At 75.1% G+C, this 26409-nt stretch carries 20 protein-coding genes and 2 pseudogenes; 11 read left to right on the top strand and 11 right to left on the bottom strand.

Features of this window, described 5'->3' with window-relative positions:
* Nucleotides 1-14 precede the first annotated feature (14 nt).
* On the bottom strand, nt 15-2417 hold the full coding sequence (locus ACH4PY_RS31520; RefSeq protein ID WP_398190761.1) for a phosphoketolase: 2403 nt from the start codon (nt 2415-2417) through the stop codon (nt 15-17).
* A gap of 200 nt (nt 2418-2617) precedes the next feature.
* Here ACH4PY_RS31520 and ACH4PY_RS31515 point away from each other — a divergent pair, with 200 nt between their 5' ends.
* The gene (locus ACH4PY_RS31515; RefSeq protein ID WP_398190758.1) at nt 2618-3127 is read left to right on the top strand and encodes a signal peptidase II; all 510 of its coding nucleotides are present in this window, start codon (nt 2618-2620) and stop codon (nt 3125-3127) included.
* Between the two features lie 40 nt (nt 3128-3167).
* On the opposite strand, the gene ACH4PY_RS31510 is transcribed toward ACH4PY_RS31515, so the two are convergent.
* From ACH4PY_RS31510 to ACH4PY_RS31500, 3 genes are all read right to left on the bottom strand, one after another.
* Nucleotides 3168-3623: a MarR family winged helix-turn-helix transcriptional regulator gene (locus ACH4PY_RS31510; protein ID WP_398190755.1), complete on the bottom strand. Its 456-nt coding sequence runs from the start codon at nt 3621-3623 to the stop codon at nt 3168-3170.
* A gap of 288 nt (nt 3624-3911) precedes the next feature.
* On the bottom strand, nt 3912-4376 hold the full coding sequence (locus tag ACH4PY_RS31505; protein WP_398190752.1) for a DUF6220 domain-containing protein: 465 nt from the start codon (nt 4374-4376) through the stop codon (nt 3912-3914).
* Between the two features lie 177 nt (nt 4377-4553).
* On the bottom strand, nt 4554-5165 hold the full coding sequence (locus ACH4PY_RS31500; RefSeq protein ID WP_398190749.1) for a TetR/AcrR family transcriptional regulator: 612 nt from the start codon (nt 5163-5165) through the stop codon (nt 4554-4556).
* Nucleotides 5166-5370: 205 nt separating this feature from the next.
* On the opposite strand from ACH4PY_RS31500, the gene ACH4PY_RS31495 reads away from it, so the two are divergent.
* The 8 genes and pseudogenes from ACH4PY_RS31495 (at nt 5371) to ACH4PY_RS31460 (ending at nt 15202) form a co-directional block, all read left to right on the top strand.
* Nucleotides 5371-7284 (top strand): multicopper oxidase family protein, encoded by a 1914-nt coding sequence (locus ACH4PY_RS31495; RefSeq protein ID WP_398190746.1) that lies wholly within the window; start codon nt 5371-5373, stop codon nt 7282-7284.
* An 84-nt stretch (nt 7285-7368) separates the two neighbouring features.
* Complete coding sequence (locus ACH4PY_RS31490; RefSeq protein ID WP_398190744.1) at nt 7369-7827, top strand: nitroreductase family deazaflavin-dependent oxidoreductase; 459 nt, start codon at nt 7369-7371, stop codon at nt 7825-7827.
* 247 nt (nt 7828-8074) lie between these two features.
* Nucleotides 8075-9712 (top strand): ABC-F family ATP-binding cassette domain-containing protein, encoded by a 1638-nt coding sequence (locus ACH4PY_RS31485; protein ID WP_398190741.1) that lies wholly within the window; start codon nt 8075-8077, stop codon nt 9710-9712.
* A gap of 87 nt (nt 9713-9799) precedes the next feature.
* Nucleotides 9800-10237, top strand: a pseudogene (locus ACH4PY_RS31480) (cellulose binding domain-containing protein); the annotation flags it as partial.
* 150 nt (nt 10238-10387) lie between these two features.
* Nucleotides 10388-12136, top strand: a pseudogene (locus ACH4PY_RS31475) (rhamnogalacturonan lyase); the annotation flags it as partial.
* A gap of 87 nt (nt 12137-12223) precedes the next feature.
* Nucleotides 12224-13045: a DUF4184 family protein gene (locus ACH4PY_RS31470; protein ID WP_398190738.1), complete on the top strand. Its 822-nt coding sequence runs from the start codon at nt 12224-12226 to the stop codon at nt 13043-13045.
* Complete coding sequence (locus ACH4PY_RS31465; protein ID WP_398190735.1) at nt 13042-13773, top strand: sulfite exporter TauE/SafE family protein; 732 nt, start codon at nt 13042-13044, stop codon at nt 13771-13773. Before ACH4PY_RS31470 ends, ACH4PY_RS31465 begins: the two co-directional genes overlap by 4 nt.
* 661 nt (nt 13774-14434) lie before the next feature.
* Nucleotides 14435-15202: a L,D-transpeptidase family protein gene (locus ACH4PY_RS31460; RefSeq protein WP_398190732.1), complete on the top strand. Its 768-nt coding sequence runs from the start codon at nt 14435-14437 to the stop codon at nt 15200-15202.
* 59 nt (nt 15203-15261) lie between these two features.
* On the opposite strand, the gene ACH4PY_RS31455 is transcribed toward ACH4PY_RS31460, so the two are convergent.
* The gene (locus ACH4PY_RS31455; protein ID WP_398190729.1) at nt 15262-16125 is read right to left on the bottom strand and encodes an NAD(P)H-binding protein; all 864 of its coding nucleotides are present in this window, start codon (nt 16123-16125) and stop codon (nt 15262-15264) included.
* Nucleotides 16126-16252: 127 nt separating this feature from the next.
* Between ACH4PY_RS31455 and ACH4PY_RS31450 the strand changes: the two genes are divergently transcribed.
* Nucleotides 16253-16681, top strand: coding sequence for a MarR family winged helix-turn-helix transcriptional regulator (locus tag ACH4PY_RS31450; protein ID WP_398190726.1), 429 nt, complete (start codon nt 16253-16255; stop codon nt 16679-16681).
* Between the two features lie 21 nt (nt 16682-16702).
* Here ACH4PY_RS31450 and ACH4PY_RS31445 read toward each other — a convergent pair whose 3' ends face one another.
* The 6 genes from ACH4PY_RS31445 to ACH4PY_RS31420 form a co-directional block, all read right to left on the bottom strand.
* Nucleotides 16703-18088, bottom strand: a complete 1386-nt coding sequence (locus tag ACH4PY_RS31445; RefSeq protein ID WP_398190723.1) for an alkaline phosphatase family protein — start codon at nt 18086-18088, stop codon at nt 16703-16705.
* A complete protein-coding gene (eboE, locus tag ACH4PY_RS31440) occupies nt 18085-19263 on the bottom strand; it encodes a metabolite traffic protein EboE (RefSeq protein WP_398190720.1) in 1179 nt (392 codons plus the stop codon). The genes ACH4PY_RS31445 and eboE overlap by 4 nt, the downstream gene beginning before the upstream one ends.
* Before the next feature lie 15 nt (nt 19264-19278).
* A complete protein-coding gene (locus tag ACH4PY_RS31435; RefSeq protein WP_398190717.1) occupies nt 19279-20133 on the bottom strand; it encodes a TatD family hydrolase in 855 nt (284 codons plus the stop codon).
* Between the two features lie 47 nt (nt 20134-20180).
* Nucleotides 20181-21713 (bottom strand): EboA domain-containing protein, encoded by a 1533-nt coding sequence (locus tag ACH4PY_RS31430; protein WP_398190714.1) that lies wholly within the window; start codon nt 21711-21713, stop codon nt 20181-20183.
* Nucleotides 21710-22573, bottom strand: a complete 864-nt coding sequence (locus ACH4PY_RS31425) for an SCO3242 family prenyltransferase (protein ID WP_398190710.1) — start codon at nt 22571-22573, stop codon at nt 21710-21712. The genes ACH4PY_RS31430 and ACH4PY_RS31425 overlap by 4 nt, the downstream gene beginning before the upstream one ends.
* A 419-nt stretch (nt 22574-22992) precedes the next feature.
* On the bottom strand, nt 22993-24165 hold the full coding sequence (locus tag ACH4PY_RS31420; RefSeq protein ID WP_398190707.1) for an inositol-3-phosphate synthase: 1173 nt from the start codon (nt 24163-24165) through the stop codon (nt 22993-22995).
* Between the two features lie 702 nt (nt 24166-24867).
* Here ACH4PY_RS31420 and ACH4PY_RS31415 point away from each other — a divergent pair.
* Nucleotides 24868-26172, top strand: coding sequence for an ROK family protein (locus ACH4PY_RS31415; RefSeq protein ID WP_398190704.1), 1305 nt, complete (start codon nt 24868-24870; stop codon nt 26170-26172).
* The last annotated feature ends 237 nt before the right edge of the window (nt 26173-26409 follow it).

The following is a 26409-nucleotide window of genomic DNA, read 5'->3' as shown; positions in this document are numbered from 1 at the left end:
GGGACGCCGGGCGGTCAGCCCTGCCAGTGCCACTCCGCGACCTCGGGCAGGTCGGTGCCGTGCTCGCGGATCCAGGTGTGGTGGCGCAGCCGGACCTCTTCCATGCGCTGGCGCACCCCGGCCGCGGTGACGGCGAGGCCGGGGACGCGGTCGATGACGTCCATGACGAGGCGGTAGCGGTCGAGGTCGTTGCGCAGCACCATGTCGAAGGGGGTGGTGGTGGTGCCGATCTCCTTGTAGCCGCGCACGTGCAGGTGGTCGTGGCCGCGGCGGCGGTAGGCGAGGCGGTGGATGAGCCAGGGGTAGCCGTGGTAGGCGAAGATCACCGGCTTGTCGGGGGTGAACAGGGCGTCGTACTCCGCGTCGGACATGCCGTGCGGGTGCTCCTCCCTGGGCAGCAGCCGGGCGAGGTCCACGACGTTGACGACCCGTACGGCCAGCTGCGGCAGGTGGTGGCGGAGCAGCTGGGCGGCGGCCAGCACCTCCAGGGTGGGGACGTCGCCCGCGCAGGCGAGGACCACGTCGGGCCCGCGCCGCACGTCCTCGCTGCCGGCCCACTCCCACAGGCCCGCGCCGCGCGCGCAGTGCGCGATCGCCGCGTCCATCGGCAGCCAGTCGAAGGACGGCTGCTTGCCCGCGACGACGACGTTGACGTAGTCGCGTGAGGCGAGCACGTGGTCGGCGACGGAGAGCAGGGTGTTGGTGTCCGGCGGGAGGTAGACCCGGACGACCTCGGGTGCCTTGTTGAGCACGTGGTCGATGAAGCCCGGGTCCTGGTGCGAGAAGCCGTTGTGGTCCTGCCGCCACACGTGCGAGGTGAGCAGGTAGTTCAGCGAGGCGATCGGGCGGCGCCAGGGGAGCTTGCGGGTGGTGCGCAGCCACTTGATGTGCTGGTTGACCATCGAGTCGACGATGTGCACGAAGGCCTCGTAGCAGGAGAACAGGCCGTGCCGCCCGGTCAGCAGGTAGCCCTCCAGCCAGCCCTGGCAGGTGTGCTCGGAGAGGATCTCCATGACCCGCCCGTGCCGGTCCAGGTTCTCGTCGACGGCCAGCACACCGGCCTGCCACGCCTTGCCGGTCGCCTGGTAGACCGACTGGAGCCGGTTGGACGCGGTCTCGTCCGGCCCGACGAGCCGGAAGTCCCGGCGCCCGGCGGTCTCGGCCATGACCAGTTCCAGCAGCTCGCCGAGCACCTGGGTGGGTTCGTGCTGCGAGGTGCCGGGGGTGTCGACGGGCACCGCGAAGCGGTCCAGCGGCGGCAGCGGCAGGTCGCGCAGCAGCAGCCCGCCGTTGGCGTGCGGGTTCGCGCCGAGCCGCCGCTCACCGGCCGGCACGCACTCCAGCACCTGCGGGCGCGGGCGGCCGTCCTCGTCGAACAGCTCGGCCGGGCGGTAGGAGCGCAGCCAGTCCTCCAGCTGCCGCAGGTGGCCGGGGTTGTCGCGGACACCGGCCAGCGGCACCTGGTGGGCCCGCCACGTCCCCTCCACCGGCTCGCCGTCCACCTCCTTCGGGCCCGTCCAGCCCTTCGGGGTGCGCAGCACGATGACCGGCCAGCGCGGCCGTTCGGTGGAGCCGCCGGTGCGCGCGGCGTCCTGGAAGGCGGCGATACGGTCCAGGGCGGTGTCCATCGCGGCGGCCATCGCACGGTGCACCTCGGCGGGGTCGTCGCCGCCGACGTGGATCGGGTCGTGGCCGTACCCGCGCAGCAGCTCGTCCAGCTCGGGGCGCGGGAGGCGGGCGAGCACGGTGGGGTTGGCGATCTTGTACCCGTTCAGGTGCAGGATCGGCAGCACCGCCCCGTCGTGGACCGGGTCGAGGAACTTGTCGGAGTGCCAGGACGCCGCGAGCGGTCCGGTCTCGGCCTCGCCGTCGCCGATCACGCACGCGACCAGCAGGCCGGGGTTGTCCAGCGCGGCGCCGTAGGCGTGGCTGAGCGCGTAGCCCAGCTCGCCGCCCTCGTGGATCGAGCCCGGCGTCTCCGGCGCGACGTGCGAGGGCACCCCGCCGGGGAAGGAGAACTGCTCGAAGAGCCGGCCCATGCCCGCGGCGTCCCGTGTGATGTCGGGGTAGGTCTCGGTGTAGCTGCCCTCCAGCCAGGAGTTCGCCAGCACCGCCGGTCCGCCGTGGCCGGGGCCCCACACGCAGATCGCGTCCAGGCCGCGGGCGCGGATCACCCGGTTGAGATGGGTGTGCACCAGGTTGAGCCCTGGGGAGGTGCCCCAGTGGCCCAGCAGCCGCGGCTTGATGTGCTCCGGGCGCAGCGGCTCGGTGAGCAGCGGGTTCGCCATGAGGTAGATCTGGCCGACGGCGAGGTAGTTCGCGGCCCGCCAGTGGGCGTCGAGGGCGCGCAGCTCGTCGTCGGGCAGAGCCGGTCCGGGATGCGTCGGGGGCGTCGCGGGTTCGGATGCGTCGGGCATGCTGGCCTCCAGGCGGCGGGGGAGTCGTCCGGGTCCAGCCTTCCCGCCCGCGGCGCCGGGCAGCGGGGCCGTTCGGGGGGATGTCCGGAAGCCGCCGGTCGGGGGACGGCGGTGGCCGAGGTCATGGCGGGCGGCCGTGGGGAGCGGGCGCCGCGGGCGTAGGCTCGTGGGGCGGGCGACGAGGACACGGGAGGCTGCCGATGCCGGGACGGGGTGTGGCGCAGCGCGCGCTGTGGATCACGGCGGCGGCCGGGATCGCCGTCGACCAGTCCACCAAGGCGGTCGCGGCGGAGCTGGTGGAGGGCCACCAGCCCACCCATGTGCTCGGCGGCCTGGTCACCTTCACGGCCTACCGCAACTCCGGGGCGGCCGGCTCCTTCGCGCCCCGTGCGACGCTGGTCTTCACCCTGCTGGCGATCTGCGTGCTGGCCTTCATCGCCCGCAAGGCGCCGGAGATACGGTCCACCGGCTGGGCCGTCGGGCTCGGGCTGGTCTTCGCGGGCGCGGGCGGCAACCTCGCCGACCGGCTCTTCCGCACCCCGGCCTTCGGGCGCGGCGCGGTGCTGGACTTCATCCAGGTCGGGCACGGCGGCATCTTCAATCTGAGCGACCAGTGCGTGACGGCGGGCGTGGTGCTGGTGATGGTCCAGCTGGTGCGCGGTGTCCCGCTCACCCCCGCGGCTCCGGCGGCCCCTGCGGCCCGCCCCTGACCCGCGCGGCCCGGCCCCGGCGTCCGCATCGGCCTCCGCCTCAGCCGACGCCGTCGGCGGCCTCGAACTCGGCGGACATCACCCGTACCAGCGCGGGCAGCCCGACGGCCAGGGCGTGCTGCTCCTCCGCGGACAGCGCGGCGAGCCAGCGCTCGTGCCGCAGCCGCACGGCCTCGGCGATCCGGTCGGCGACCAGGCGGCCCGCGCCGGTCAGCACCACCTTCTGGAAGCGCCGGTTGCTGGGGTCGCGGGCGCGTTCGACCCATCCCTTGGCCGTCATCGCGGCCACCAGCCGGCTCACTGTGCTCTTCTCCAGGCCCAGGTACGAGCCGAGTTCGTGCTGCACGCACGGTCCGGCGGACAGGTAGCCGAGCGCGAGCGACTCGGAGAGCGAGGCCCCGAGCCCCGGCACCGCCCGTGACGGATCCAGCACACCGCGCTGCCTGAGCAGGCCGTCCATCGCCATTTCCAGCACATGGTGCGGTGCGGCGTGCATTACCACCTCCGTGGGGGTCGCGAGGGACGACCCTGATCGGCGCCACCGCCGCGGCGGAGTGCTGCCGCAGGGGCGGTTGTTCTGTACAACTCAGAGATCCGGACATGGTATCCGACCCCGGCGGGATGCCGTGCCGGGCGTGCTCACCGTACTGAAAGCGCGCCATTTCGACGACCCGCGCGGGAAGTTGGGATCGCGGTGGAGGTGCGGAAAAACAGCGGTGGCCGTCTCCTCTGACAGGCGAGGAGACGGCCACCGGACCACGGGCTGCCGCGGACGGCGCGGGTGTCAGCCGACCGGGTCGGCGGCGGAGCCGGTGCCCGGGGCGGCGGGCGCGGCGGCGGGCTGCGGGTCGGCGCCGGACTTCATCAGGGTGCGGGCGCCGACGAACGCGGCGCGGGCGACGAACAGGATGATCAGGCCGTTGATCACGTGGAGGCCCATGATGGCGGCGCCGACGTGGCTGCTCCGGTCGTCGTCCCGGCCGCCGACGGTGTTGATGAGGACCTGTACGGGCACCAGCAGCGCGATCAGGAAGGTGGTGCCGATGAGCTTGCGGGGCACCTTCGCCACGGCCCCCACGATGGTGGCGACCACCGCCAGCGGCAGGATGATCATCTCCCCGTTCACCTTGTGCGCGTCGAAGGTGCTGTCCGTCTGCGGCTTGGTGAAGACGGCGACGCCGGCGAGGTAGAACTGCACGCCTATCGCGACGAGCAGCAGGACACACAGGACGAGGAAGACCTTGCGCATGGCGGGGCGTCCTTTCGGGATGCGGGCATGCCGGATCCGGCCGTGACGGAGCGACACCGGCCAGCTCCGTCTGCGCGTCAAGGGTAGCGAGCGCGGCCGGGCGGCACCCGGCTCCTAGGAGGATCTAGGGGTTGTCCCGGAATCCGTGCAGCGTAAGGCCGTTGCGCCTGCGCGCGGCTACGGCGCGGCCCCCGCGGTCATGAGCGACAGGATCGTCCGGCGCGCCAGGTCACCGGCCGCGCCCGGCTCCAGGCGGCCCTCGGCGACCTCCTCGGCGGCCAGGTGCATCAGCGTGTAGACGGTGGCCACCAGCCAGTCGGCCGGCAGATCGGTGCGGAAGTCCCCGGATTCGCGGCCGCGCCGCACCAGCCGCCCGATCGTGCCGAGCACCGACTCGGCGTAGCCGCGCAGATGCTCGGGCGGCAGTGTGCCGGAGGCCACCCGGTAGAGGTTGCGGTGCCGTTCCAGCACCTGCCAGGACGAGCCGATGAGCTGCCCGAGCACCTCGCGCGGCGGGCCGTCCTCCAGCGGCAGCAGCGCGATCACGTCCAGGGTCTGCGCGAAGGCCCGCTCCAGCGCCGCGTCGACGAGCGCCTCGCGGGTGGGGAAGTGGGTGTAGAGCGTCACCCGGCTCACGCCCGCGGTGCGGGCGATGGCCGACATGTTGACGTTCCCGTCGAGCGGGACGCACACGAGCGCGGCGTCCAGGATGGCGGCGATGCTCCGCTCGGCGTCGGAGCGGCGGCGCCGTGCCGCCCCCTCGCCGCGGCCCGCCGGGTCGTCGTCCATGGCCGCCAGGATATCCGCGCCGCGCCGGGCTGCCGCGGGCGGGCACACGGGGGTGTCCGCGGCAGTGCTTTGACAACATGTTAGATTTATCGGGCTGTCGGCGGGGACGGTACGGGCGGAGCCGTGCGCTCCGCACCCCCGGCGCGGTGCGGCCTGCACACGTTCACCCACCGGACGCGAGACAGGGACGACGAGGACACCGCCCGTGACTGCTGACCTGATCACCCTCGACCTGCTGGCCGTCGCGCTCACCGCGGCGGCCTGGCTCGCGGCGGGCGCCACCGCCGTCTCCCGCAAGGCGCTGATCGCCGCCGCCCTCACCGGCCTCGGCCTGCTGCTGACCGCGATACGCGTGGTGCTCGTGGTGCTGCTCGGCACCGGCGGCGGCTGGTGGTTCGTCCAGGAGAAGGTGCTGCTCGAACTCCCGCTCCAGGTCGTCACCGCCGCGGTCGCCGCGGTCGTCGCCACCCGGCGGCTGCTCCGGCCCGCGCTCGACCGCGGCCCGCTGGAGGGCGACACCGCGCCGGTGGCCGTCCCGCTCCTCGGTGCCGGGATCGCCGCCCTGGCCGGGGTGGTCGTGACGCTGCTGATCGGCTACCCGGTCACCGTGGCCGTCGCGCTCGTCACCGTCGCCCTGGTGGCGCTGCTGTCGCTCGCCGCGTGGTGGGTGCTGGACGGGCGGCCGCGCGGTGTCGTGCTCGGCGCCGGGGGAGTGGCCTTCGTGGTCGGGGTCGCGGGCGCGCTGACGACCTTCGCCGGGACCCCGGCGACCGACGCCGGGGGCGGCCCCGCGATCGCCTACCCGCCCGCCAAGGGCGTCTCGGTGGCCACCCTCACCGGCCCGTCCGCCCCCGACCCCGGCGGCACGGTGCGGCACTACAGCCTCCAGGCCCGCAAGGCGACCGTCACCCTGGCCTCCGGCCGCAAGGTCGCCGCCTGGACCTTCGACGGCACCGTGCCCGGCCCGCCGATCACCGCGGTGCAGGGCGACCTCGTCGAGGTCACCCTGCACAACGTCGACATATCCGCGGGGGTGTCGATCCACTGGCACGGCTACGACGTCCCGTCCGCCGAGGACGGCGCCGTCGGCCTCACCCAGGACGCCGTCACCCCCGGGCACAGCTTCACCTACCGCTTCCTCGCCGCCCAGGCGGGCACGTACTGGTACCACACCCACCAGGACTCCAACCAGGGTGTGCAGAAGGGCCTGTTCGGCTCGCTCGTGGTCACCCCGCGCTCCGCGGACACGGCCGGCGCCGCCGACATCTCCGTGCCCGTGCACACCTTCGACGGCGTCACCGCCGTCGGCACCCGCGACACCCTCGACACCCGGCAGGTCGCGCCCGGCAGGCCCGTCCTGCTGCGGCTGATCAACACCGACAACGTCACCCACCGTTTCACCCTGGCCGGCGCGCCCTTCACCCTCTCCGCGGTGGACGGCAACGCCGTCGACGGACCCGGCACCCTGCGCGGCACCGCGCTCAGCCTCGCCGCGGGCGGCCGCTACGACGTGCGGCTGACGATGCCGTCCGGCTCCGTCGCGCTGCTGGTCGACGACGACCGGGCGCACGGCCTGCGCCTGGTCCCCGGCGGCGGCAAGCCCGCCGCGGCCCCCGACACCGCGTCCTGGCCCACGCTCGACCTGCTCTCCTACGGCCGCCCCGCCGCGCGTCCGGCCGCCGGTACGGGCACCTACGACCGTCGCTTCACCCTCGTCCTGGACCGCGGCCTGTCGCTGTCCGGTCCGGTCAAGGGCCGCGACTGGACGGTCAACGGCCACGCCTTCCCGCACGTGCCGACCCTCGTGGTGCGCAAGGGCGACCGGGTGGAGATGACGGTGGTCAACCGCAGCCTGGCCACCCACCCCTGGCATCTGCACGGCCACTCGGTCCGCATCCTGTCCCGCGACGGCGACCCCGTCACCGGCAGCCCGCTGACGATGGACACCTTCGACGTCAAGCCGGGCGAGGTGTGGAAGGTCGCCTTCACCGCCGACAACCCGGGCCTGTGGATGGTCCACTGCCACAACCTGGTGCACGCCTCCCGGGGCATGTCCCTCACGCTCGCCTACGAGGGGGTCGACGACCCGTTCGACATGGCGGCCATGCACGGCGACTGACCGCCGCGGCGGCGCTTCCCGTGGGTCCCGGCGGCCGGATCCCGACCCCTCCCGCCGGGCCTGCGGCGTGGCAGGATGCCCGGCATGACGACGCGCAGCGCGATCAGCACGGCAGGCCGGGTACGCAACCGGGTGGTCGTCCTCCTCCACCGCGCGGGGCTGCCCCTCGGGCCGACGCAGCTGCTGACCGTCCCCGGCCGCAGGACGGGCCTGCCGCGCACCACGCCGGTCGCCCCGGTGACCATCCACGGGGCCACGTACATCTGCCAGGCCTACCCGCACGCGGAGTGGGTGAAGAACGCCCGCGCGGCCGGTCGCGGCACGCTCACCCGGGGGCGCGAGACCCGCGAGGTCGGCCTCGTCGAGGTGCCCGCGGGTGAGCGCGGGGTCGTCCTGCGGGAATTCCCTGGGCAGAATCCGCGCGGCGTCGGCGCCTTCCTGCGCAACGGCCTGGTGGCCGAGCCCACCGCCGACGCCTTCGCCGCCGCGGCCCCGGCCGTGCCGGTCTTCCGCGTCGTCGCCCGGGAGCCGGGCCGGGGCTGACCGCGCGGCCCGCCCCGGTCCGGGGAGGGCCTTGGTACAGTCGGAGAGCAGGAAGATCAGCTCCGGGCCCCGCGGGCCCGGGACGAGGGAGGCCACGCGTGGCGGGTGACGACGACATCTCCGGGTGATTCCGGAGCCCCGGGCCGCCGGGCGGCGCACGAGGTGCACCGCCGGGGGCCGATTCGTCGTCCCTGAACGCCCGCGGGTGAGCGCGCGCTCCCCGCCCTGCCGTACCCGAGGTCCCGTCATGTCCGACGCCCAGATCCTGTGCTCCCACCTGTCCTTCAGCTGGCCCGGGGACATCCCGGTCTTCCAGGACCTGTCCTTCACCACCGGCCCCGGCCGGACCGGGCTCGTCGCGCCCAACGGCGCGGGCAAGTCCACCCTGCTCCGGCTGATCGCCGGGGAACTGCGGCCCACCGGCGGCACCGTGACCGTCAACGGTGTGCTCCGCTACCTGCCGCAGACGCTGCCGCTCAGCGGCGAACTCACCGTCGCCGACGTCCTCGGGATCGCCCCGGTCGTGGCCGCGCTGGACGCCATCGAGTCCGGCGACACCGACGAGCGCCACTACGCCGTCATCGGCGACGACTGGGACGTGGAGGACCGCAGCCGCGCCCAGCTGGAGCGGCTCGGCCTCGGCGACGTCGCCCTGGACCGCCGGCTGCACACCCTCAGCGGCGGCCAGACCGTCACGCTCGGCCTGGCCGCGCAACTGCTGGCCAGGCCCGACGTGCTGCTGCTCGACGAGCCCACCAACAACCTGGACGGCGAGGCCCGGCAGCGGCTGCACACCGTCGTCGAGGAGTGGACCGGCTGCCTGCTGCTGGTCAGCCACGACCGTGCGCTGCTCGACCGCATGGACAAGATCGCCGAGCTGGACGACGGCGCGATCCGCACGTACGGCGGCGACTTCACCTCCTACCAGGAGGCGGTGGCCGCCGAGCAGGAGGTCGCCCTGAAGAACCTGCGGGCCGCCGAGGCCGACGTCAAACGGGAGAAGCGGGAGATGCAGCAGGCCCGCGAGCGCGCCGAGCGGCGGGCGAACAACGCCGCCCGCAACGTCGCCGACGCGGGTCTGCCGAAGATCGTCGCCGGCGGCCTCAAGCGCCGCGCCCAGGAGTCCGCGGGCAAGGCGGGCGGCATGCACGCCTCCCGGCTCGGCGACGCGCGGGCCCGAGCGGACGAGGCCGGGCGCGCGGTGCGCGACGACGACCAGATCGTGCTGGACCTGCCCGCCACCCGGGTGCCCGCGGGCCGTACCGTCTTCACCGGCGAGGGCCTGCGTGTCCGCCGCGCGGGACGCGAGATCTTCGCCGGGGAGGGCGTCGGCCTGATCGTCCGCGGGCCCGAGCGCATCGCGCTGACCGGGGCGAACGGCGCGGGCAAATCGACCCTGCTGCGCCTGCTCAGCGGCGACCTGGAACCGGACGCCGGGCGGCTGACCCGGGCCGAGGGCCGCTCGGCGTACCTCTCACAGCGCCTGGACCTGCTGGACGCGGAGCGGTCCGTCGCCGACAACCTGGCCGGGTACGCGCCCGGCATGCCGGTGGCCGAGCGGCTCAACCTGCTGGCCCGCTTCCTCTTCCGCGGGCCGCGCGCCACCGAGCTGCCGGTCGGCGCGATGTCCGGCGGCGAGCTGCTGCGGGCGACGCTCGCCTGCGTGCTGTACGCCGAACCCGCGCCGCAGCTGCTGCTGCTCGACGAGCCGACCAACAACCTCGACCTCGGCGGAGTGGCCCGGCTGGAGTCGGCGCTGACGGCCTATCAGGGCGCCTTCGTGGTCGTCAGCCACGACGAGCGCTTCCTCGCCGGGATCGGCGTGACCCGCCGGCTGGATCTCACCGGCGGCGTCCTGCGGGAGGCGGCCCTCCCGGCGCAGTGACCCGCGGCCTCGTTCCCCCTCCGTGCCCCGGCCGGGGCACGGAGGGGGAGGCGTGGGAGGAATCCGGGCGCGCCCGTTGACCCGGTCATGGGAGCGCTCCCACTATGGCTGCGGGTCACACTCCTTCCCCCCACGCCACAAGGAGGATCCATGACCACCCCTCAGCCACGCCCGCGCCGCCGCCGCGCCTGGGCGGCGACCACGGCGGGCGCGCTCGTCGCGGCCGGTGCCGCCTGGGCCGTGCAGGCACCGCCCGGCGCCGCCGCGGCCACGGCCGGCTGCGCCGTCGACTACTCCGTGACCAACTCCTGGCAGGGCGGCTTCGGCGCGTCCGTGACGATCCACAACCTCGGTGCCGCCGTCACGTCCTGGTCCCTCACCTGGACGTTCGGCGCCGGTCAGACCGTCAGCCAGGCGTGGAGCGCGAACGTGACGCTCGGCGCCGCCAAGGTGACCGCGACCAACGTCGACTACAACGGAGCCATCCCCTCCGGAGGCACCGCCTCCTTCGGCTTCAACGGCGCGCTCACCGGCTCGGCCACCGCCACCACGCCCACCGACTTCGCCCTCGACGGCGTCGCCTGCACGGGCTCCACCACCCCGACCACCCCGCCGACCACACCCCCGACAACGCCTCCCACGACGCCCCCGACGAGCCCGCCCGCCACCGGGCAGGGCCGCCAGGTCGAGAAGCTGGACCGCGGGGTCGTCTCGGTCCGCAGCGGCTCCGCCAACCTGGTGTCCTGGCGCTGGCTCGGCACCGACCCGAACGACGTCGCCTTCAATGTCTACCGCGACGGCACCAAGGTCAACGCCTCGCCGCTGACCGGCGCGACGGACTACCTCGACAGCGGCGCCGCGGCCGGGGCCTCGTACACCGTGCGCGCGGTGGTGAACGGCACGGAGCAGGCTGCCTCGCCCGCCTCGCTGTCCTTCGCCAACGGCTACCACGACGTGCCGATCTCGCCCCCGGCGGGCGGCACCACACCCGACGGCGTCGCCTACACCTACGAGGCCAACGACGCCTCGGTCGGCGACCTCGACGGCGACGGCCGCCTCGACCTGGTCCTCAAGTGGTACCCGACCAACGCCAAGGACAACTCGCAGTCCGGCTACACCGGCGACACGATCCTGGACGGCATCACCCTCGACGGCACCCGGCTGTGGCGCATCGACCTCGGCCGCAACATCCGCTCGGGCGCGCACTACACGCAGTTCCAGGTCTACGACTACGACGGCGACGGCAAGGCCGAGGTCGTCATGAAGACCGCCGACGGCACGGTGGACGGCGCGGGCACGGTGATCGGCAGCTCCGGCGCGGACTACCGCAACTCCTCCGGCTACGTGCTGTCCGGCCCGGAGTACCTGACCGTCTTCAACGGGCGCAGCGGCGCGGCCATGCAGACCGTGAACTACGACCCGCCGCGCGGCACCGTCTCCTCCTGGGGCGACTCGTAGGGCAACCGCGTCGACCGCTTCCTCGCCGGTACGGCCTACCTCGACGGCAAGCGCCCGTCGATCGTCATGGCCCGCGGCTACTACACCCGCACGGTGATCGCCGCGTGGGACTGGCGGGACGGCAAGCTCACCGAACGCTGGAAGTTCGACAGCAACGACTCCGGCAACAGCGCCTACGCCGGACAGGGCGACCACCAGCTCGTCACCGCCGACCTCGACGGGGACGGCAAGGACGAGATCGAGTACGGCGCCATGGCGATCGACGACAACGGCGCGAAGCTGTGGAACACCGGCCAGGGCCACGGCGACGCGCTGCACGTCGGCGACCTCGACCCCAGCCACCCCGGCCTGGAGGTCTTCAAGGTCGACGAGGACACCTCCAAGCTCGCCGCGTGGTTCGCCGACGCGAAGACCGGCCAGATCCTGTGGTCCAACCCCAGCTGCGGCTGCGACAACGGCCGCGGGGTCTCCGACGACATCTACGCCGGCAGCCCCGGCGCGGAATCCTGGTCCTCCGGGGTCAGCGGCCTGTACAGCGCCAAGGGCCAGAACATCGGCCGCAAGCCCGGCTCCACGAACTTCCTCGCCTGGTGGGACGGCGACCCCGTCCGCGAACTGCTCGACGACACCCACATCGACAAGTACGGCACCGGCTCCGACACCCGGCTGCTGACCGCCTCCGGCGTCCACTCGAACAACGGCACCAAGGCCACCCCGACGCTGTCCGGCGACCTGCTCGGCGACTGGCGCGAGGAGGTCGTCTGGCCCACGTCCGACAACCGGGCGCTGCGGATCTACGCCACCCCGACCCCGACCGACCTGCGGATCACCACACTGCTGCACGACACGCAGTACCGCACCGCCCTCGCATGGCAGAACACCGCCTACAACCAGCCGCCGCACCCCAGCTTCTTCCTCGGCAACGGCATGCCGACCCCGCCGCGGCCCCAGGTCTACACGCCCTGACGCCGCCCGGCACCGGCGGCCCGGACAACGGCGGTCCCCGACCGGGCCGACCGGGCCGCCGGTGCGGGCGAGGGGCAGAATGGCGGGGTGCCGTTCACCTTGAGCCACCCCGCCGCCGTGCTCCCGCTGCTGCCCGGCGGGCGGCCCCGCGGCCCACTGGTGGCCTCGGCGCTGGTCGCCGGATCGCTCGCGCCCGACGTGCCGTACTTCACCGAGTCGCTGGTGCACGGCACCTTCGGCTACGGGCAGTTCACCCACAGCCCGCTGGGCATCCCCACCGCGGACGTGGCGATCGCCGCGCTGCTGGCCGCCGGGTGGCACCTGCTGCTGCGCGAGCCGCTGTTCGCGCTGCTGCCCGCCCGCTGGGCCGACGCCGCCGACGCGCTCACCGCCCCCACCGGCCGCAGCCGCGGCGCTGCGGGGGCCGGCTGGTTCGCCGTGTCCGCCGCGGCGGGCGCTGCCACGCACGTCGTCTGGGACGCCTTCACGCACGGCGGCCGGGTGGGCGTACGCCTGCTGCCCGTGCTGGACCGCACCGTGCTGGGGCGTCCGCTGTACTACGACCTCCAGTTCTCCACGTCCGTGCTGGGCCTCGGCGTGATCGGCTGGTACGGCGTGCGCACGCTGCGGGCCGCCGCGGCCGAACCCGCGCCGCACGCCGACCGGCCGGTGCGGCGGCTGCGGCTGTCCCGCCGGACGAAGGCGGCGGCGGGCGTGCTGATCGGTGCGGCCACCGCCGTGGGCGTCGCGACGCGGCTGGCGGGCTGGGACGGGCCGCTGCGCGACGCGACGGTCTTCGACCTCATCCCGGCCGTCGCCTTCGGCGGCGGCGCGGGCGCCGCCGTGGGCCTCGCCGGATACGCGGCGGTGGCCAGGGCCGCACTGGCCCGCCGCGGCGGCACGGCGTGAACGGCCCCGCCGACGCGCTCGCACTGGCCGGCATCGTCCTCGCCGGTTCCACCGTGCAGCGCATGTCGGGCATGGGCTTCGCGCTGGTCGCCGTCCCCTCGCTGGTGCTGCTCGTGGGGCCCGGCGAAGGCGTGGGCCTGTCCAACTGCGCCTCGCTGCTGATCAGCGCGGTGGGCCTGATCGACACCTGGCGCCAGGTGCGGCTGACCGCGATGGTCCCGCTCGTCGCCGCGGCGGCCTGCACCGTACCGGCCGGTGCCTGGGCGCTCGGCCACGTCCCCGAGCCCGGCCTGCTCACCGGGATGGGCCTGCTGGTCGTGCTGGCCGTCACGGTGATCGCGTGCGGGGTGCGGGTCCCCGCGCTGCGCGGGCGGGGCGGGGCGCTCACCGCGGGTGCGGCGAGCGGCTTCATGAACGCCTCCGCCGGGGTGGGCGGCCCCGCGGTCTCCCTCTACGCGGTCAACGCCGAGTGGTCGGTCGCGGAGTTCGTGCCCAACGCGCAGTTCTACGGCGTCGTGGTCAACGCCTTCTCGCTGGCCGCCAAGCGCGGCCTGCCGCACCTGGCACCGCCGGTATGGGCACTGGCCGCCGCGGGCATGGCGGTCGGCACCCTCGCGGGCCGCGTCCTGGCCGACCGCGTCCCCGAACGCTGGGCCCGCGTCGTGATCCTCACCCTCGCCCTCGCGGGCGGCGTGACGACGACAGCGAAGGGCCTCTGGTCGATGTGACACGCCGCCACCCGGCAGGCCCCGCCCGGCGCCCGGCCACGGCCGCACCTGGCGCGGTCGGCGCCGGACCTGAAGCCCGCGCGGCTGGTGCTGGCTGTGTGGGTGTCGCCGTGACTCGGTCCCGAGGCCGCTGCTGCGGAGCCTCGGGTCCGTGCGAATGGCGCCGCGGCTGAAGCCTGCGCGGCTGGTGCTGGCTTCAAAGCGCGTGCGAGGGCCGTTGGGGCTCAGCCCCCGTCACGGCGGCGGCCTGGGCCCTTGCGGCCGGTGCCGGGCCCAAGCCCGTGGCGGTGCCGCCGGCGCGTACGGCGACGCGCGCACGCGGTGGGGCGCGTCGTCCCGCCGGTCGGGCGTGTACGGCCGCGCAGGGGTCCGCGTGGGGGCGGGGTCCCTCGATGCGGGTGGCTGTCGCAACTTCCCGCACAGGGCGGGCTTCGTGGAATCGCGGGTGGGGCGGGGCAACCCGGGGACGGGGCCCGATGGTTGCTACAGGTATGGCCAGTGATTCACGTACGGCGGTGGTGACCGGGGGCGGCGGGTGGCCGCCCGTGGCGGGTCGTCCGCGTGCCGTGACGGCGCCGCCGCGTGCGGCGGCCCGCAGCGGGTAGGCGCCCGCAACAACCCGCCGTTCGCACACACTTCCGCACCGAAGGACTTCACCTCCATGGCATCCCCCTCCCCGCGCGTCCTGCTGTCCGGCCTGGGCGCGGTCGTGCTCACCGCGCTCGCCGGCTGCGGCACCGCCGTCGGGTCCGGCGCGCAGGACCACGCGGCGACCTCCGGCGGCACCCCGCCGGGTGCCGTACGGACCGTGCCCGCGCCGCCCGCCGCGACGACGCCCGCGCTGCGGACGCCGGCCGGGCTCGGGCCCGAGACGCTCGCGCGGATACCCCGCGCGAGCCGTCAGCTGGTCGTGGTCACCGGTCGCGGAATCGATTCCGCGCAGGCCACGGTCGTGGTCTACGGGTGGACCGCGAGCGGCTGGCAGCCGGGCGCCGCCTGGCCCGCGCACAACGCCAAGGACGGCTGGACCGCCGACCACCACGGGGGCGACCTGCGGTCGCCGATCGGGGTCTTCACCCTCTCCGACGCGGGCGGCCTGCGCGCCGACCCGGGCAGCAAGCTGCCCTACCACCACTCCGGCGGCTTCCATGTCGGCGGGCGCGGTTTCGAGGGCGAGCCGCTCGCCGGGTCCTTCGACTACGTCGTGGCGATCGACTACAACCGCAAGCCCGGTACGTCCCCGCTGGACTGGACCCGGCCGATGGGCGCCTCCAGGGGCGGCGGCATCTGGTTCCACGTCGACCACGGCGGCCCGACGCACGGCTGCGTGAGCGTCTCCGAGGCGCACATGAAGCAGCTGCTCGCGACGCTCGACCCCGCGCTTCACCCGGTCGTGGTGATGGGTGACGCGGCGTCACTGGCCGCCTGAGCCGGGCTCGCGCGGCGTTCCCGCCCGGACGGCCCCCTCCGCCGCCCGGAGGGGAACGGTCAGGCGTCCGCCGCCGCCCGGAAGACGTCGGCGTGCCGCGCGCACCAGTCGGCGAAGGTGGCGGGCGGGCGGCCCAGCAGCTTCTCGACGGTGTCGGTGCGGTAGCCCTCGACGTCGTCGCGCATGAGGTGGAAGCCCTCGACGATCGCCTCGGCGAGGGCGGGGGGCGCGCCGTTCGGGAAGCGGGCGGCGACCGCCTCCTCGGCGGTGGTGACGGGGCGCGCGGTGACCGTCCTGCCGATGGCGGCGGAGATGACCGCGGCCTGCTCGGCGACGGTGAACAGCTCCGCCCCGGTGATCTCGTACGTCCGGCCCTCGTGCCCGCCGGTGGTCAGCGCGTGGACGGCGACGGCGGCGATGTCGGCGGGGTCGATCGGTGCCATGCGGCCGGGGCCCACGGGGTCGAGGACGTAGTTCGCCGCGCGGATGGTGGGTAGCCAGTCCAGCGCGTTGGTCATGAAGCCGCCGGGCCGCAGGATCGTCGCCGGGACGCCGGACGCGCGGACGATCTCCTCGCGGGCGTGGTGCCACCGGCCCATCTTCGGCATCGGGTCGCCGAGCACGTTCGTCGAGGACAGGAAGACGATGTGCCGTACGCCCGCGGCCTTCGCGGCGGTGACCGCGAGGTCGGCGGCCTGCGTGGTGATGCCTGGGGTGAGCAGGAACATCCGGTCGGCGCCGGCGGCCGCGCCGGCCAGCGAGTCCGGCGAGAGCAGGTCGCCGGTGAAGCGCTCGGCGCCGGCGGGCAGCGTGGCGGCCCGCACCGGATCGCGTACCAGGATCCGTACCGCGGCGCCGGCCGCGTCCAGTTGGCTGACCAGCTCGCGGCCGATGTTCCCGGTCGCACCGGTGACCAGTATCATGAAGTCCCCCCGAATCGTTTGCCGTCTAATGATCGGTTCGAGGGGAACGTTAGCCGGTTAATCATTAGCCGTCAATCGATTCCCGGGGCGGTCCGCGCCGCCGTGCCGGGCGGAAGGCCGATCGCTCATGCCCGAGTTCCTCGACCTGCACAGCAGGACCACCAAGGCGCTGCGCGCGCTCGCCGAGGAGGGCATGCGGCGGCACGGCCTGCACTACGGGCAGCACCACCTGCTCGCCGCGCTGTGGGAGCAGGACGGCCGCACCCCGGGTGAGGTCGCGGCCAGGCTGCACGTCACGACGCCCACGGTGGTGAAGATGGCCGACCGCATGACGGCCTCCGGGCTGCTGGAGCGGCGCCGCGACGAGCGGGACGCCCGGCTGGTGCGGCTGTGGCTGACCGACGCCGGGCGGGCGCTGCGCGGACCGGTCGAGTCCGAACGGCGTGAGCTGGAGCGGCAGGTGACCGCGGGCCTCACCGCGGCCGAGCGCGACCGGCTGATGGCCGCGCTCGGCACGGTGCTGCACACCGCGGAGGAACTCCTCGGCGAGGGCTGACGCCCCCGTCCGGGCCGGGCGTCAGCCGCCCAGCCCGGCCAGGCGCAGCAGCAGGTCCTTCACCTCCGTCGCGTGGAAGCGGTCCTTGCCGTACGCCGGGTCGGAGCACAGCAGCAGTGGGCCGTCGCGCGGGTCGTCGGGCAGCCGGCCGTGGCTGCCGCGCACACACGTCGGGTCCAGGCCGACGACCTGGAGCGAGGTGCGGATGCCCAGCTTGAGCTTGGCGACCGACATCGCCGCCCGCACCTTCACCGTCGGGTCGGTGGGGTCGAGGAACAGCTCGGCGGGGTCGTAGCCCGGCTTGCGGAAGATCTCCACGCCGGTGGCGAAGTCCGGGGCCAGGTCGTCGTCGAGCCAGTAGTAGTACGTGAACCATGCGTCCGGCTCGGCCACGGCGACGAGGTCGCCCGCCCGCTCGTGGCCGACGCGCAGCCGCTCCTGCCCCGCGCGGTCCAGCACCTCGTCCACGCCCGGCAGTTCGCCGACGACGGCCCGCACCCGCGGCAGGTCGGCCGGGTCGTGGACGTAGAGGTGCGCCACCTGGTGGTCGGCGACGGCGAAGGCCCGCGAGGTCCACGGGTCCAGGTACTCCATGCCCTGCTGGACATAAACGTCCAGCAGCCCCGCGCGGCGCAGCGCCCGGTTGACGTCGACCGGGCGGCGGGCCGCGGTGATCCCGTACTCGCTGAGCGCCACCACCGTGCTGCCCTCGGCCCGCAACCGGGCCAGCAGCGGGGCGAGTTCGGCGTCCACCGCGCGGGCGGCCGCGGCTGCCCCGGGCCCGTCCGGGCCGTACCGCTGCACCTCGTAGTCCAGGTGCGGGATGTAGACCAGCAGCGTGTCGGGCGCGCGGGTGTCGAGTACGTGCCCGGCGGCCGCGACGATCCAGCGGGTGGAGGCGATGCCCGCGCCCGGACCCCAGTAGCTGAACAGCGGGAAGCGGCCCAGCTTCTGCGTCAGTTCGTCGTGCAGCGCCTGCGGATGCGCGTAGCAGTCCTCGGACTTGCGCCCGTCGTAGTGGTAGACCGGCCGCGGGGTGACGGTGCTGGCGACGTCCATGCCCATCGCGTACCACCAGCAGATGTTGCCGACGGTGTAGCCGGGGTCGGCGCGGCGGCCCGCGGCCCACAGCTTGTCGCCCAGGACCAGGCTGTTGGACTGCCGCCAGTGGAAGATCTCCCCGGCGTCGCGGAAGAACCAGCCGTTGCCGACGACGCCGTGCCCGTCCGGCATCAGCCCGGTGAGCATGCTGGACTGCACCGGGCAGGTCAGGGCGGGGAAGACGGTGTCCAGCCCGGCGCGAAAGCCCTGGTCGGCGACCGCCCGCAGCGCCGGCATGTGCGGCAGCAGCCGCGGGGTCAGGCCGACGACGTCCAGCACGACCGTCCGGCCCCGCCGCCCCGTCACGCCCCCGCCCCCTTCAGTCCCAGGGCCGTCAACGTGCCCGCCGCCCACGCCACTTCGGCGGCGATCCCGGCGGCCAGCGCCGCGTCGCCGTCCGGGCGCTGCGCCGCGGGCAGCACCGACCAGGTGTACGTCTCGACCTCGATGTGGTCCGCGAGCGCCGCCTCGCCGCCCAGCAGCAGCGCGAGGGTGCGCTCCAGCACGTCCGAGGTCCCGGCCAGCGGCGGCTGCGGCGGCGCGTGCAGGGGTACGTGGAAGTGCACCCGCCAGGGCGCCGTCCCCGGCAGCGCCCCCGGCCCGGCGAGCGCCTCGCCGAGGTCGTCGGCGGCCCGGACCGCGCCGGACGAGGCGCGCTCACGCGTCTGGTGCAGGAAGCGCGGCTCGCAGAAGCCGGCCAGCGCCTCCCGGACGGCGGGATCGGCCGGGTCGTCGGCCTGGAGGGCGCACGACGCCTGCACCTTGACGACCGGCAGGCCCGCCGCCGACAGCCGGGCGAGGACGTCGGCCGGATCCTCGAACGCCACCGCGAGATGGCACACGTCCAGGCACAGGCCGAGCAGACCGCCCCCGAAACCGGCGAGTTCGGCCTCCACCTGGGCGACCGTCTCGACCGCGCAGCCCGGTTCGGGCTCGAAGCCGACCCGCACCGGGCGCCCGTCGCGCACCGCCCGCTCGGCGAGCCCCGCCTCCAGCGCGCGCACCCGCTCCCCGGCCGCCGCCCGGCGGCCGCCGTCCCACGGATCGCGCCAGGCCAGCGGCAGCGTCGAGACGCTGCCGTGCGGCACGTCGTCCGGCAGCAGCACCGACAGCACGTCGGCGAGGTCGAGCGTGTACGCCAGCCGGTCGGCGGTCGTCCAGTCCGGGTGGTAGACCGCGCCCTTGACCACGGGATCGTGGAAACCGCGGTACGGGAAGCCGTTGAGGGTCACCACCTCCAGCCCCCGCGCGGTCAGTTCCGCCCGCAGCCGGGCGGACGCGGCCCGGTCGGCGGCGAGTCCGCGCGCCACGTCGTGGGCCAGCCACAGCCCGAGGCCGAGCCAGTCGGCGCCCAACTGCTCGCGGACCGGCACCGCGAAGCGGTCGAGCTGGCCGAGGATGCCGGCCAGGTCCTCCGCCGGATGGACGTTGGTGCAGTAGCCGAGATGGACGGTGGTGCCGTCCGGGTGCAGCAGTCGCATCGGGGACCTCCTGGTTCAACGGGAGCCGCGCTGGACGGAATTGCCCTCGAACAGAGCGCCGGGCTCGCCCGCCGCGCCGGTGACGTCGAGGCGGCCGCTCGCGCCGTAGAAGGCCACCGGGTTGCGCCACAGCACGGTGTCGACGTCGTCCGCGGAGAAGCCCGCGGCGAGCATCGCCTCGCCCGTCGCCCTGGTACGCAGGGGGTCCGAATGACCCCAGTCCGCCGCCGAGTTGACCAGGATCCGCGCGGTGCCGTACTCGCGCAGGATCGCGACCATCCGGTCCGGCTCCATCTTGGTGTCGGGGTAGATCGAGAAGCCCGCCCAGCAGCCGGAGTCCAGTACCTGGCGGACCGTCAGTTCGTTGAGGTGGTCCACCACGACTCGCTCCACCGCGATGCCCGACTCCCGGATCACGTCCAGCGAGCGGGCGGTGCCCGCGGCCTTGTCGCGGTGCGGGGTGTGCACCAGCGCCGGGAGGCCGTGCTCCACCGCGAGCGCCAGCTGCGCGGTGAAGGCCTTCTCCTCGGCGGCGGTCACCGAGTCGAAGCCGGTCTCGCCGACCGCGACCACCCCGTCCTTGGCCAGGTAGCGCGGCAGCAGCTCCAGCACGGGCGCGCAGCGCGGATCGTTGGCCTCCTTCGGGTTGAGACCGATCGCACAGTGGTGCCGGATCCCGAACTGCGCCGCGCGGTAGGGCTCCCAGCCCAGCAGGCCGTCGAAGTAGTCGGTGAAGCTGCCGGGCGAGGTGCGCGGCTGGCCCAGCCAGAACGCCGGTTCCACCACGGCCCGTACGCCTGCCGCGTACATCGCCCGGTAGTCGCCGGTGGTGCGGGAGGTCATGTGGATGTGCGGGTCGAAGATGCGCATGGGGGTGCTCCTCGGTCGGGACTGCCGGTGGGGGGCGGAGCGGCGGCTCAGCTCAGGGCGGCCAGCACCCGGCGGGCCGCCTCGGCTCTGCGCGGCTCCGGCGAGTCGGCCTCCGCGTGGATCGGGGAGGCGGCCAGCAGCGCCGGGTGGCGGCGCAGCAGCGGCAGCACGTCGGCGGGCACGTCCCGCCCGGCCGCGACCCGCTCGTGCGCGAAGTCCAGTAGCATCCGGGCGAGTTCGGCGTCCGCGCGGTCGTCGAGGGCGGCCACCGCGGCGAGCGGCACGCCCAGGAAGACGCACTTGAGCACGCCCTGCCGCCACGCCGCGTCGTCCAGCACCGCCGCGGCCGGGCCCAGCGCGGCGGCCACCAGCGCGGTGTCGTTCGTCCGCAGCGCGTCCTCCAGCAGCGGAGCCGCGACGCCGTCCGCCCGCTCCAGGAACGGCAACGCCCGCAGCACCGCCCGCCGTTCGGCCCGGTCGCCGCGCGCGTAGAGGTCACGCACCACGTCGGCGGGCGCGTCCGCCAGCAGCACCGCGCGGACCGCCTCGTCCAGCGTCCAGCCCGCCCAGCCCGGCGCGCCCAGCGCCCCGCGCCCGCACGTCCGCCCCACGGCGGGGAAGTCCGCGAGCAGCGCGGCCGGGTCGGCGGCTGCCCTGGCCAGCGCGGCGGCCAGCCATTCCCGCCCCCGCGCGGTCAGTTCGGCGTCCACCGCCCGCGCGGGCGCGACCGGAGCGGGGCGCGCGTGCGCGCGCAGGAACTCCAGCGAACGACGGGCCGTCTGCGGCGCGCTGTGGCTGTGCCGCGGCAACTCGACCGCGACCAGGCCCCGGTAGCCCGAGGACTCCAGCGCCGCGAGCACGGAGGTGAAGTCGATCTCGCCGGTACCGAATTCGAGGTGCTCGTGCACGCCCCGCCGCATGTCGTCGATCTGGACGTTCACCAGATCCGCGGCCGCCGCGCGCACACACTCGGCGACCGGCAGCGGCTCCAGGCAGCGGCAGTGGCCGATGTCCAGGGTCAGCCGGAAGGACGCCGGGGCGCCCAGCGCGTCGCGCAGCCGCCGGTAGCCCGCCAGATCCTCCACGAGCATGCCCGGCTCCGGCTCGAAACCCAGGAGCACGCCCTCGCGGGCAGCCGTCGCCGCGAGCCGCCCGCAGCCCTCCGCCAGCAGCTCCCAGCCGCGCTCCGGCGCGGTGCCCGGCGGCAGTACGCCGCTCCAGAACGACACGGCCTCGGCGCCCAGCCCGGCGCCGATCCGGATCGCCCGCTCCAGGAAGTCCACCCGCACCTCGCGGCCGTCCTCGTGCAGCAGCGTGGGCGCGTGCTTGTGCCAGGGGTCCAGCAGGTAGCGGGCGCCGGTCTCCACCACCACCGCCAGCCCCAGCGCGTCCAACCGGCGGCGCACGGCCGCCAGCCGGGCGGGCAGATCCGGGGCGTAGGGGTCCAGGTGCGCGTGGTCCAGCGTCAGGGCGACACCCTCGTAGCCGAGCCCCGCGATCACCTCCAGCGCCTCGTCCAGACGGTGGTTGGCGAAGCCGTTGGTGCCGTAACCGAAACGCAGGTTCGCGGGTGCGGTCATGTCGGGGAGACCTTCCGGGAGAGCCGGCGGGCCAGCGTGAACGCCGCGAGCAGCGGCGGCGCGGCCCGGGTCGCGCCCGCGCGGGCGGCCAGCGCCGCCTGCAGCGGGACCGCGCCGAGGACGCCCGCGCCGACCGCCCGTTGCAGACGGCGGGCGTCGGGCTTGCGGACGGCGTCGAACTGCGCGCCGCCGAACGTGCGGACGTACACCGCGACCAGGGCGGCCGCCGCCGCGCGGCCGCGCGGCGGCGGGCCCGGGGCGGCGGCCACGCCCGCCGCCAGCGCCGCCGTCGCGGCGAGCGTGGCCTCCGGCAGGGCGGGGGAGGAGCCCTGCGCCTCGCGGCGGCTCAGCGCCATCACGACGCCGGTGTGCGCGGCAACCGCCGCGGCCGCGGGCGCCGCCGCCCTGCGGCCCGCCGGGCCCGCCGCGAGCAGCACGTCCAGGCCGCGGGCCGCGGCCATCGCGGGAGCGGCCAGCACGGTCTCCTTGAGGGCGAGGTCGTACGCCCACACCACCGCGGCGAGCGCCGCCGCGGAGCGCAGCGCGGGGCGTCCGCCGGACGCCCGCGCCGCCGCGAGGCCCGCCGCGGTCAGTGCCGCGGCGGTGGCCAGCGCCTCCGCCGGGGTCACCCGGCCCGCCGGGACGGGGCGTTCGGGCCGCTCCACGGCGTCGATCTCGCGGTCCGCGAAGTCGTTCAGGGCCATGCCGGCCCAGTAGAGCAGCACGGACGCGGCGCCGAGACCGGCGCTGCGCGCCCCGTACGGCCACCCCGCCGCGGCCCCGCCCACCACCACGTCCCCCGGCACGGTCAGCGCCGCCGGCGCCCGCACGAGCTCCGCGTACGCCCTGAGCCTGCTCATGCGTCGTCCCTCCGCCGGGTTCGCCTCGTCCTGCGTGGTGCGGTGCGTTGCGCGACCTCGCGCCGTTGGGCGGTTGCGCGCGCAGTTCCCCGCGCCCCTTTCGCCTGGTCCTGCCTCGTGCGCCGAGTCGCGCGTCCTTCCCGCCGTCGTGGCTTGTCGCGCAGTTCCCCGCGCCCCCGAAAAACGCGCACCCCCAGGCGAGGTCTCCGGGGAAGAACGGACCGAGCAACCACCGGCCACCGCAAGCTCGCGAGTGCGCCGACGGTGGCGCGGGGGCGCGGGGAACTGCGCGCGCAACCCTCCACCGGCCGGGGGGCGCGGGACGGCCGGTGTGGGCGGCATGGGGCGTGGCAAGCCACCACGGTGAGGAGGTCGCGGAGCCCACCGCGCGTGGCGGCCGGGAGCGCACGACGGGCAGCTCACCGCGGTGAGGGCGCGTGAGTCGCCCAGGCGAGGAGCCGTTCGAACTGGGGGACGAGGCGGTGCTCGTCCGCGGAGAGCGGGTCCTTGAAGAAGAAGGCGAACTGCGGCTGGACGCCCACCGCGCCGCGGGTCATCGCGAGGTCCAGGAGCCGTACGAGGTCCAGGACCAGCGGCGCGGCGAGTGCCGAGTCACAGCCCTGCCAGGTGAACTGCATCGTCATCCGCACGCCGAGGAAGCCGTCGAAGGCGATGTGGTCCCACGCGGTCTTCCAGTCGCCGAGCGCGGGCACCTCGTCGATGTGGACCTCGCCCTCGACGGGGTCGGGGAGGAGTTCGGCGAGGCTGCGCGCCTTGGAGGCGTTCTTGCTCGCCGCGGCCGCGGGGTCCGCGAGCGTCGCCCCGTCGCCGCCGCCGAGCAGATTCGTGCCGGACCAGGCGCGTACCCGCAGCGCGCGGTGCGCGAACATCGGGGCGAGGGCGCTGCGGACCAGCGTCTCACCGGTCTTGCCGTCGTTGCCGGTGTAAGGGACACCGGCCGCCGCGGCGAGCTGGTCGAGCGCGGGCAGCCGCATCGCGCCCGACGGCGTGAAGTCGATGTAGCCGCAGCCCGCGCCGAGGGCCGCGTACGCGTACAGCGCGTGCGGCGGCAGGACGGGCTCGGGCCCGGCCAGCGCGGTGCGCAGGGCGGCGAGGTCGGCGTGCGCGGGGTGCGGGTCGGGCTGCGGGGCGGTCGAGGAGAGGTTGACCACGACGACGTGTTCGAGCCCGTGCCGTTCACGGAAGTCGGTGAGCTGCCGGGCGAGCGCGGTGGCCTGCGGGGCCTGCCGTCCTGCCGCGGCGGCGACGCCGGGCCGGATCTCCCGTTCGGCGGCGGCGAGCGCGGGTCCGACCGCGGCGGGCAGGTCGGCAGGCAGCACCCCGGCGGCGACGAGCTGTTCCGCGCGCTTGGCCAGCGGCACCCCGGTGACGTCGCAGCCGCCGAACACCAGGCCGGAGTAGGGGGTGAGGCCCGCGGCGCGGAAGCCGGGCAGTTCGGTGACGCAGCCGGTGGGCGGCACGAGCCCGGCGGCGAGGGCGGCGGCGCCGACGAGCGCGGTGGTGGCGACCGAGCCGCGCGCGCCGACGATCCACACCCCCAGCCGGGCGCCGTGTGCGGTGGCGGATCCCATGCCTTCACCTCCGGTTCTGGCCTGCCGCGGGCGTGCCGCGCAGGACGGGCGGGGCCGAGCGTTGCCTGGAGTTGCGGGGGAGCGGGCCGCGGCGGTGCGCGAGCGGGTCGGCGGTGGCCGCGGGACGTGCGCGTACGGAGCCGGTGCGGGGACGGTGCGGGCTGGTACGGACGGGTGCGGGGGTGTCGCGCGGGGAACGGGCGCGGCGCCGTACGCAGCCGGGACGCGCCGGGGGAGCGGGGTGGGACGGGCGGGCCGCCGGGACCCGCGGTCCGGCCGTGCCGCCCGCGTCCTCGACACCGGCGTAGCGGTTCGTCAGTTCAGCAAATAAACTAATCACCCCTTCCCCCTGCGGCAAGAGGCGGTCAAGAATCCGTTGAACGCACCACGCGCCAGGGCTGGTCGGGCGACTCTGGGGGCGGGTGCACGGCAACTGCCGGGGGCCGGGATGCGGGCCGCGGAAGTCGCCGCGTAAGGTGCGTTCCCGGCATCCGCAACGATCATCGCGGGCGGGCTGCGGCAGGCCGCCGTACCCCGCCGCCGTAGGCTCCCGGGAGACGTCCGTCGCTTCCTGTGAGTGTCCTGTGGGTCGTTGACCTGCCATGAAGCCTCTATTAGTTTATTGAATCAATTAATGGGCCTAAGAGGTTTCCGGGGCCGGACCGGTCGAGGTCCGCGCCCGCGGAGAAAGGTCGCAGTGTGATGAACGGCGGCGGGCAGCCGGCGAGCAAGCAGAGCATGCGCCGGCACAACCTGGCGCTGGTGCTCCGTCAGGTCGCGGCCACTGAAAGCGCCTCGCGGGCCACTGTCGCCGCCCGGGTGGGGCTGACCAAGGCGACCGTGTCCTCCCTGGTGGAGGAGCTGCGGCTGGCGGGGCTGGTCGTCGAGCACGTGCCGGAGAACCAGGGCCGGGTCGGGCGTCCGGGGGGCGCGCTCGCGCTCAACCCGCAGGGCGCCGCGGGCGTCGGGGTCGAGGTCAACGTCGACTACATCGCGGTGTGCGTCGCCGACCTCACCGGCGCGCCCCGGGTGCGGCTCACCGAACGCGCCGACAACCGCGGGCGGGACGCCGAGGAGACCCTGCACGCCGCGGGCCGGCTCGCCGGGCGGGCCATCACCGCCGCGCGCCGCGCCGGACTGACGCCGGTACTGGTCACGCTGGGGGTGCCGGGCCTGGTCCACGACGACAAGGTGCTGCACGCGCCCAACCTGGACTGGCGGCACGTGCCCGCCGCCGAGCTGCTGGGCCGGGGTCTCGGCCGGCAGCGGCTGTCGGTCGCGGTCGACAACGAGGCCAACCTCGCCGCGATCGGGGAGTTCCAGGTGCGCCCGCCGGGCGCCAGGGCGAGCTTCCTCTACGTGTCCGGCGAGATCGGCATCGGCGCCGGGCTGATGGTCGACGGCACGCTCTTCCGCGGCGGCGGCTTCGCGGGCGAGATCGGCCATGTCACGGTCATCCCGGACGGGCCCGAGTGCGGCTGCGGCGCGCGCGGCTGCCTGGAGCGGTACGCGGGCCAGGACGCGCTGCTGGAGGCCGCGGAGCTGGACACCGCGAGCGCGACCCGGCTCGGTTCGGCTCCCGCCGCGCCCGCCGCCGGGAGCCGTACCGGCGGCGGGCGACGGCAGGCCGTGCAGGACGCCCCGGCGGAGGCGCACGCCCCGGTGGACCGGCTGGCGGCGCTGGCCGCGGACGGCGACGAGGCCGCGGCGGGGGCGCTGGCGGTGGCCGGACGGGCGCTCGGCGTCGCGCTGTCGGGCGCGGTGAATCTGCTGGACCCGCCGGAGGTGGTCATCGGCGGGATCTACGCCACGCTCGCGCCCTGGCTGGTGCCCAGCCTCCAGGTCCAGCTGCACGAGCGGGTCACCTCGGGCCGCTGGCGCTCGGACCGGCTCCAGGTCTCCGGGCTCGGCACCGAGGCGGCGGTGCGCGGCGCGGCGGTCGCGGGGGTGCAGGCGATCCTGCGTGACCCTTCCGCGTACATCGACCTGACCAGTCCGGACGCCTGACGGCCCGTCGGCCGCCGACGGGGCGCGCCGTGTGCTGCTGCCCGTCCGGTGACCTCGCCGGCCGTGCGAAGGCGCCGGACGGGCCGTCAGGCCGCCCGGCGGTGGCGGCGGGAGCAGGAGCGGCCCCCGGGGGACAGGAGGCCGACGGGCATGTCTGTGACAACCCTTGACGCTCCGCTGCCGGGCAATTAGTTTTTTGACCCAACGAACCAATCCATCACCCTGCTTGTGGTTTGC

This window comes from Streptomyces sp. NPDC021224 (assembly GCF_044332905.1).
Lineage (GTDB): Bacteria > Actinomycetota > Actinomycetes > Streptomycetales > Streptomycetaceae > Actinacidiphila.
This window is presented reverse-complemented; position numbering and strand designations above follow the sequence as displayed.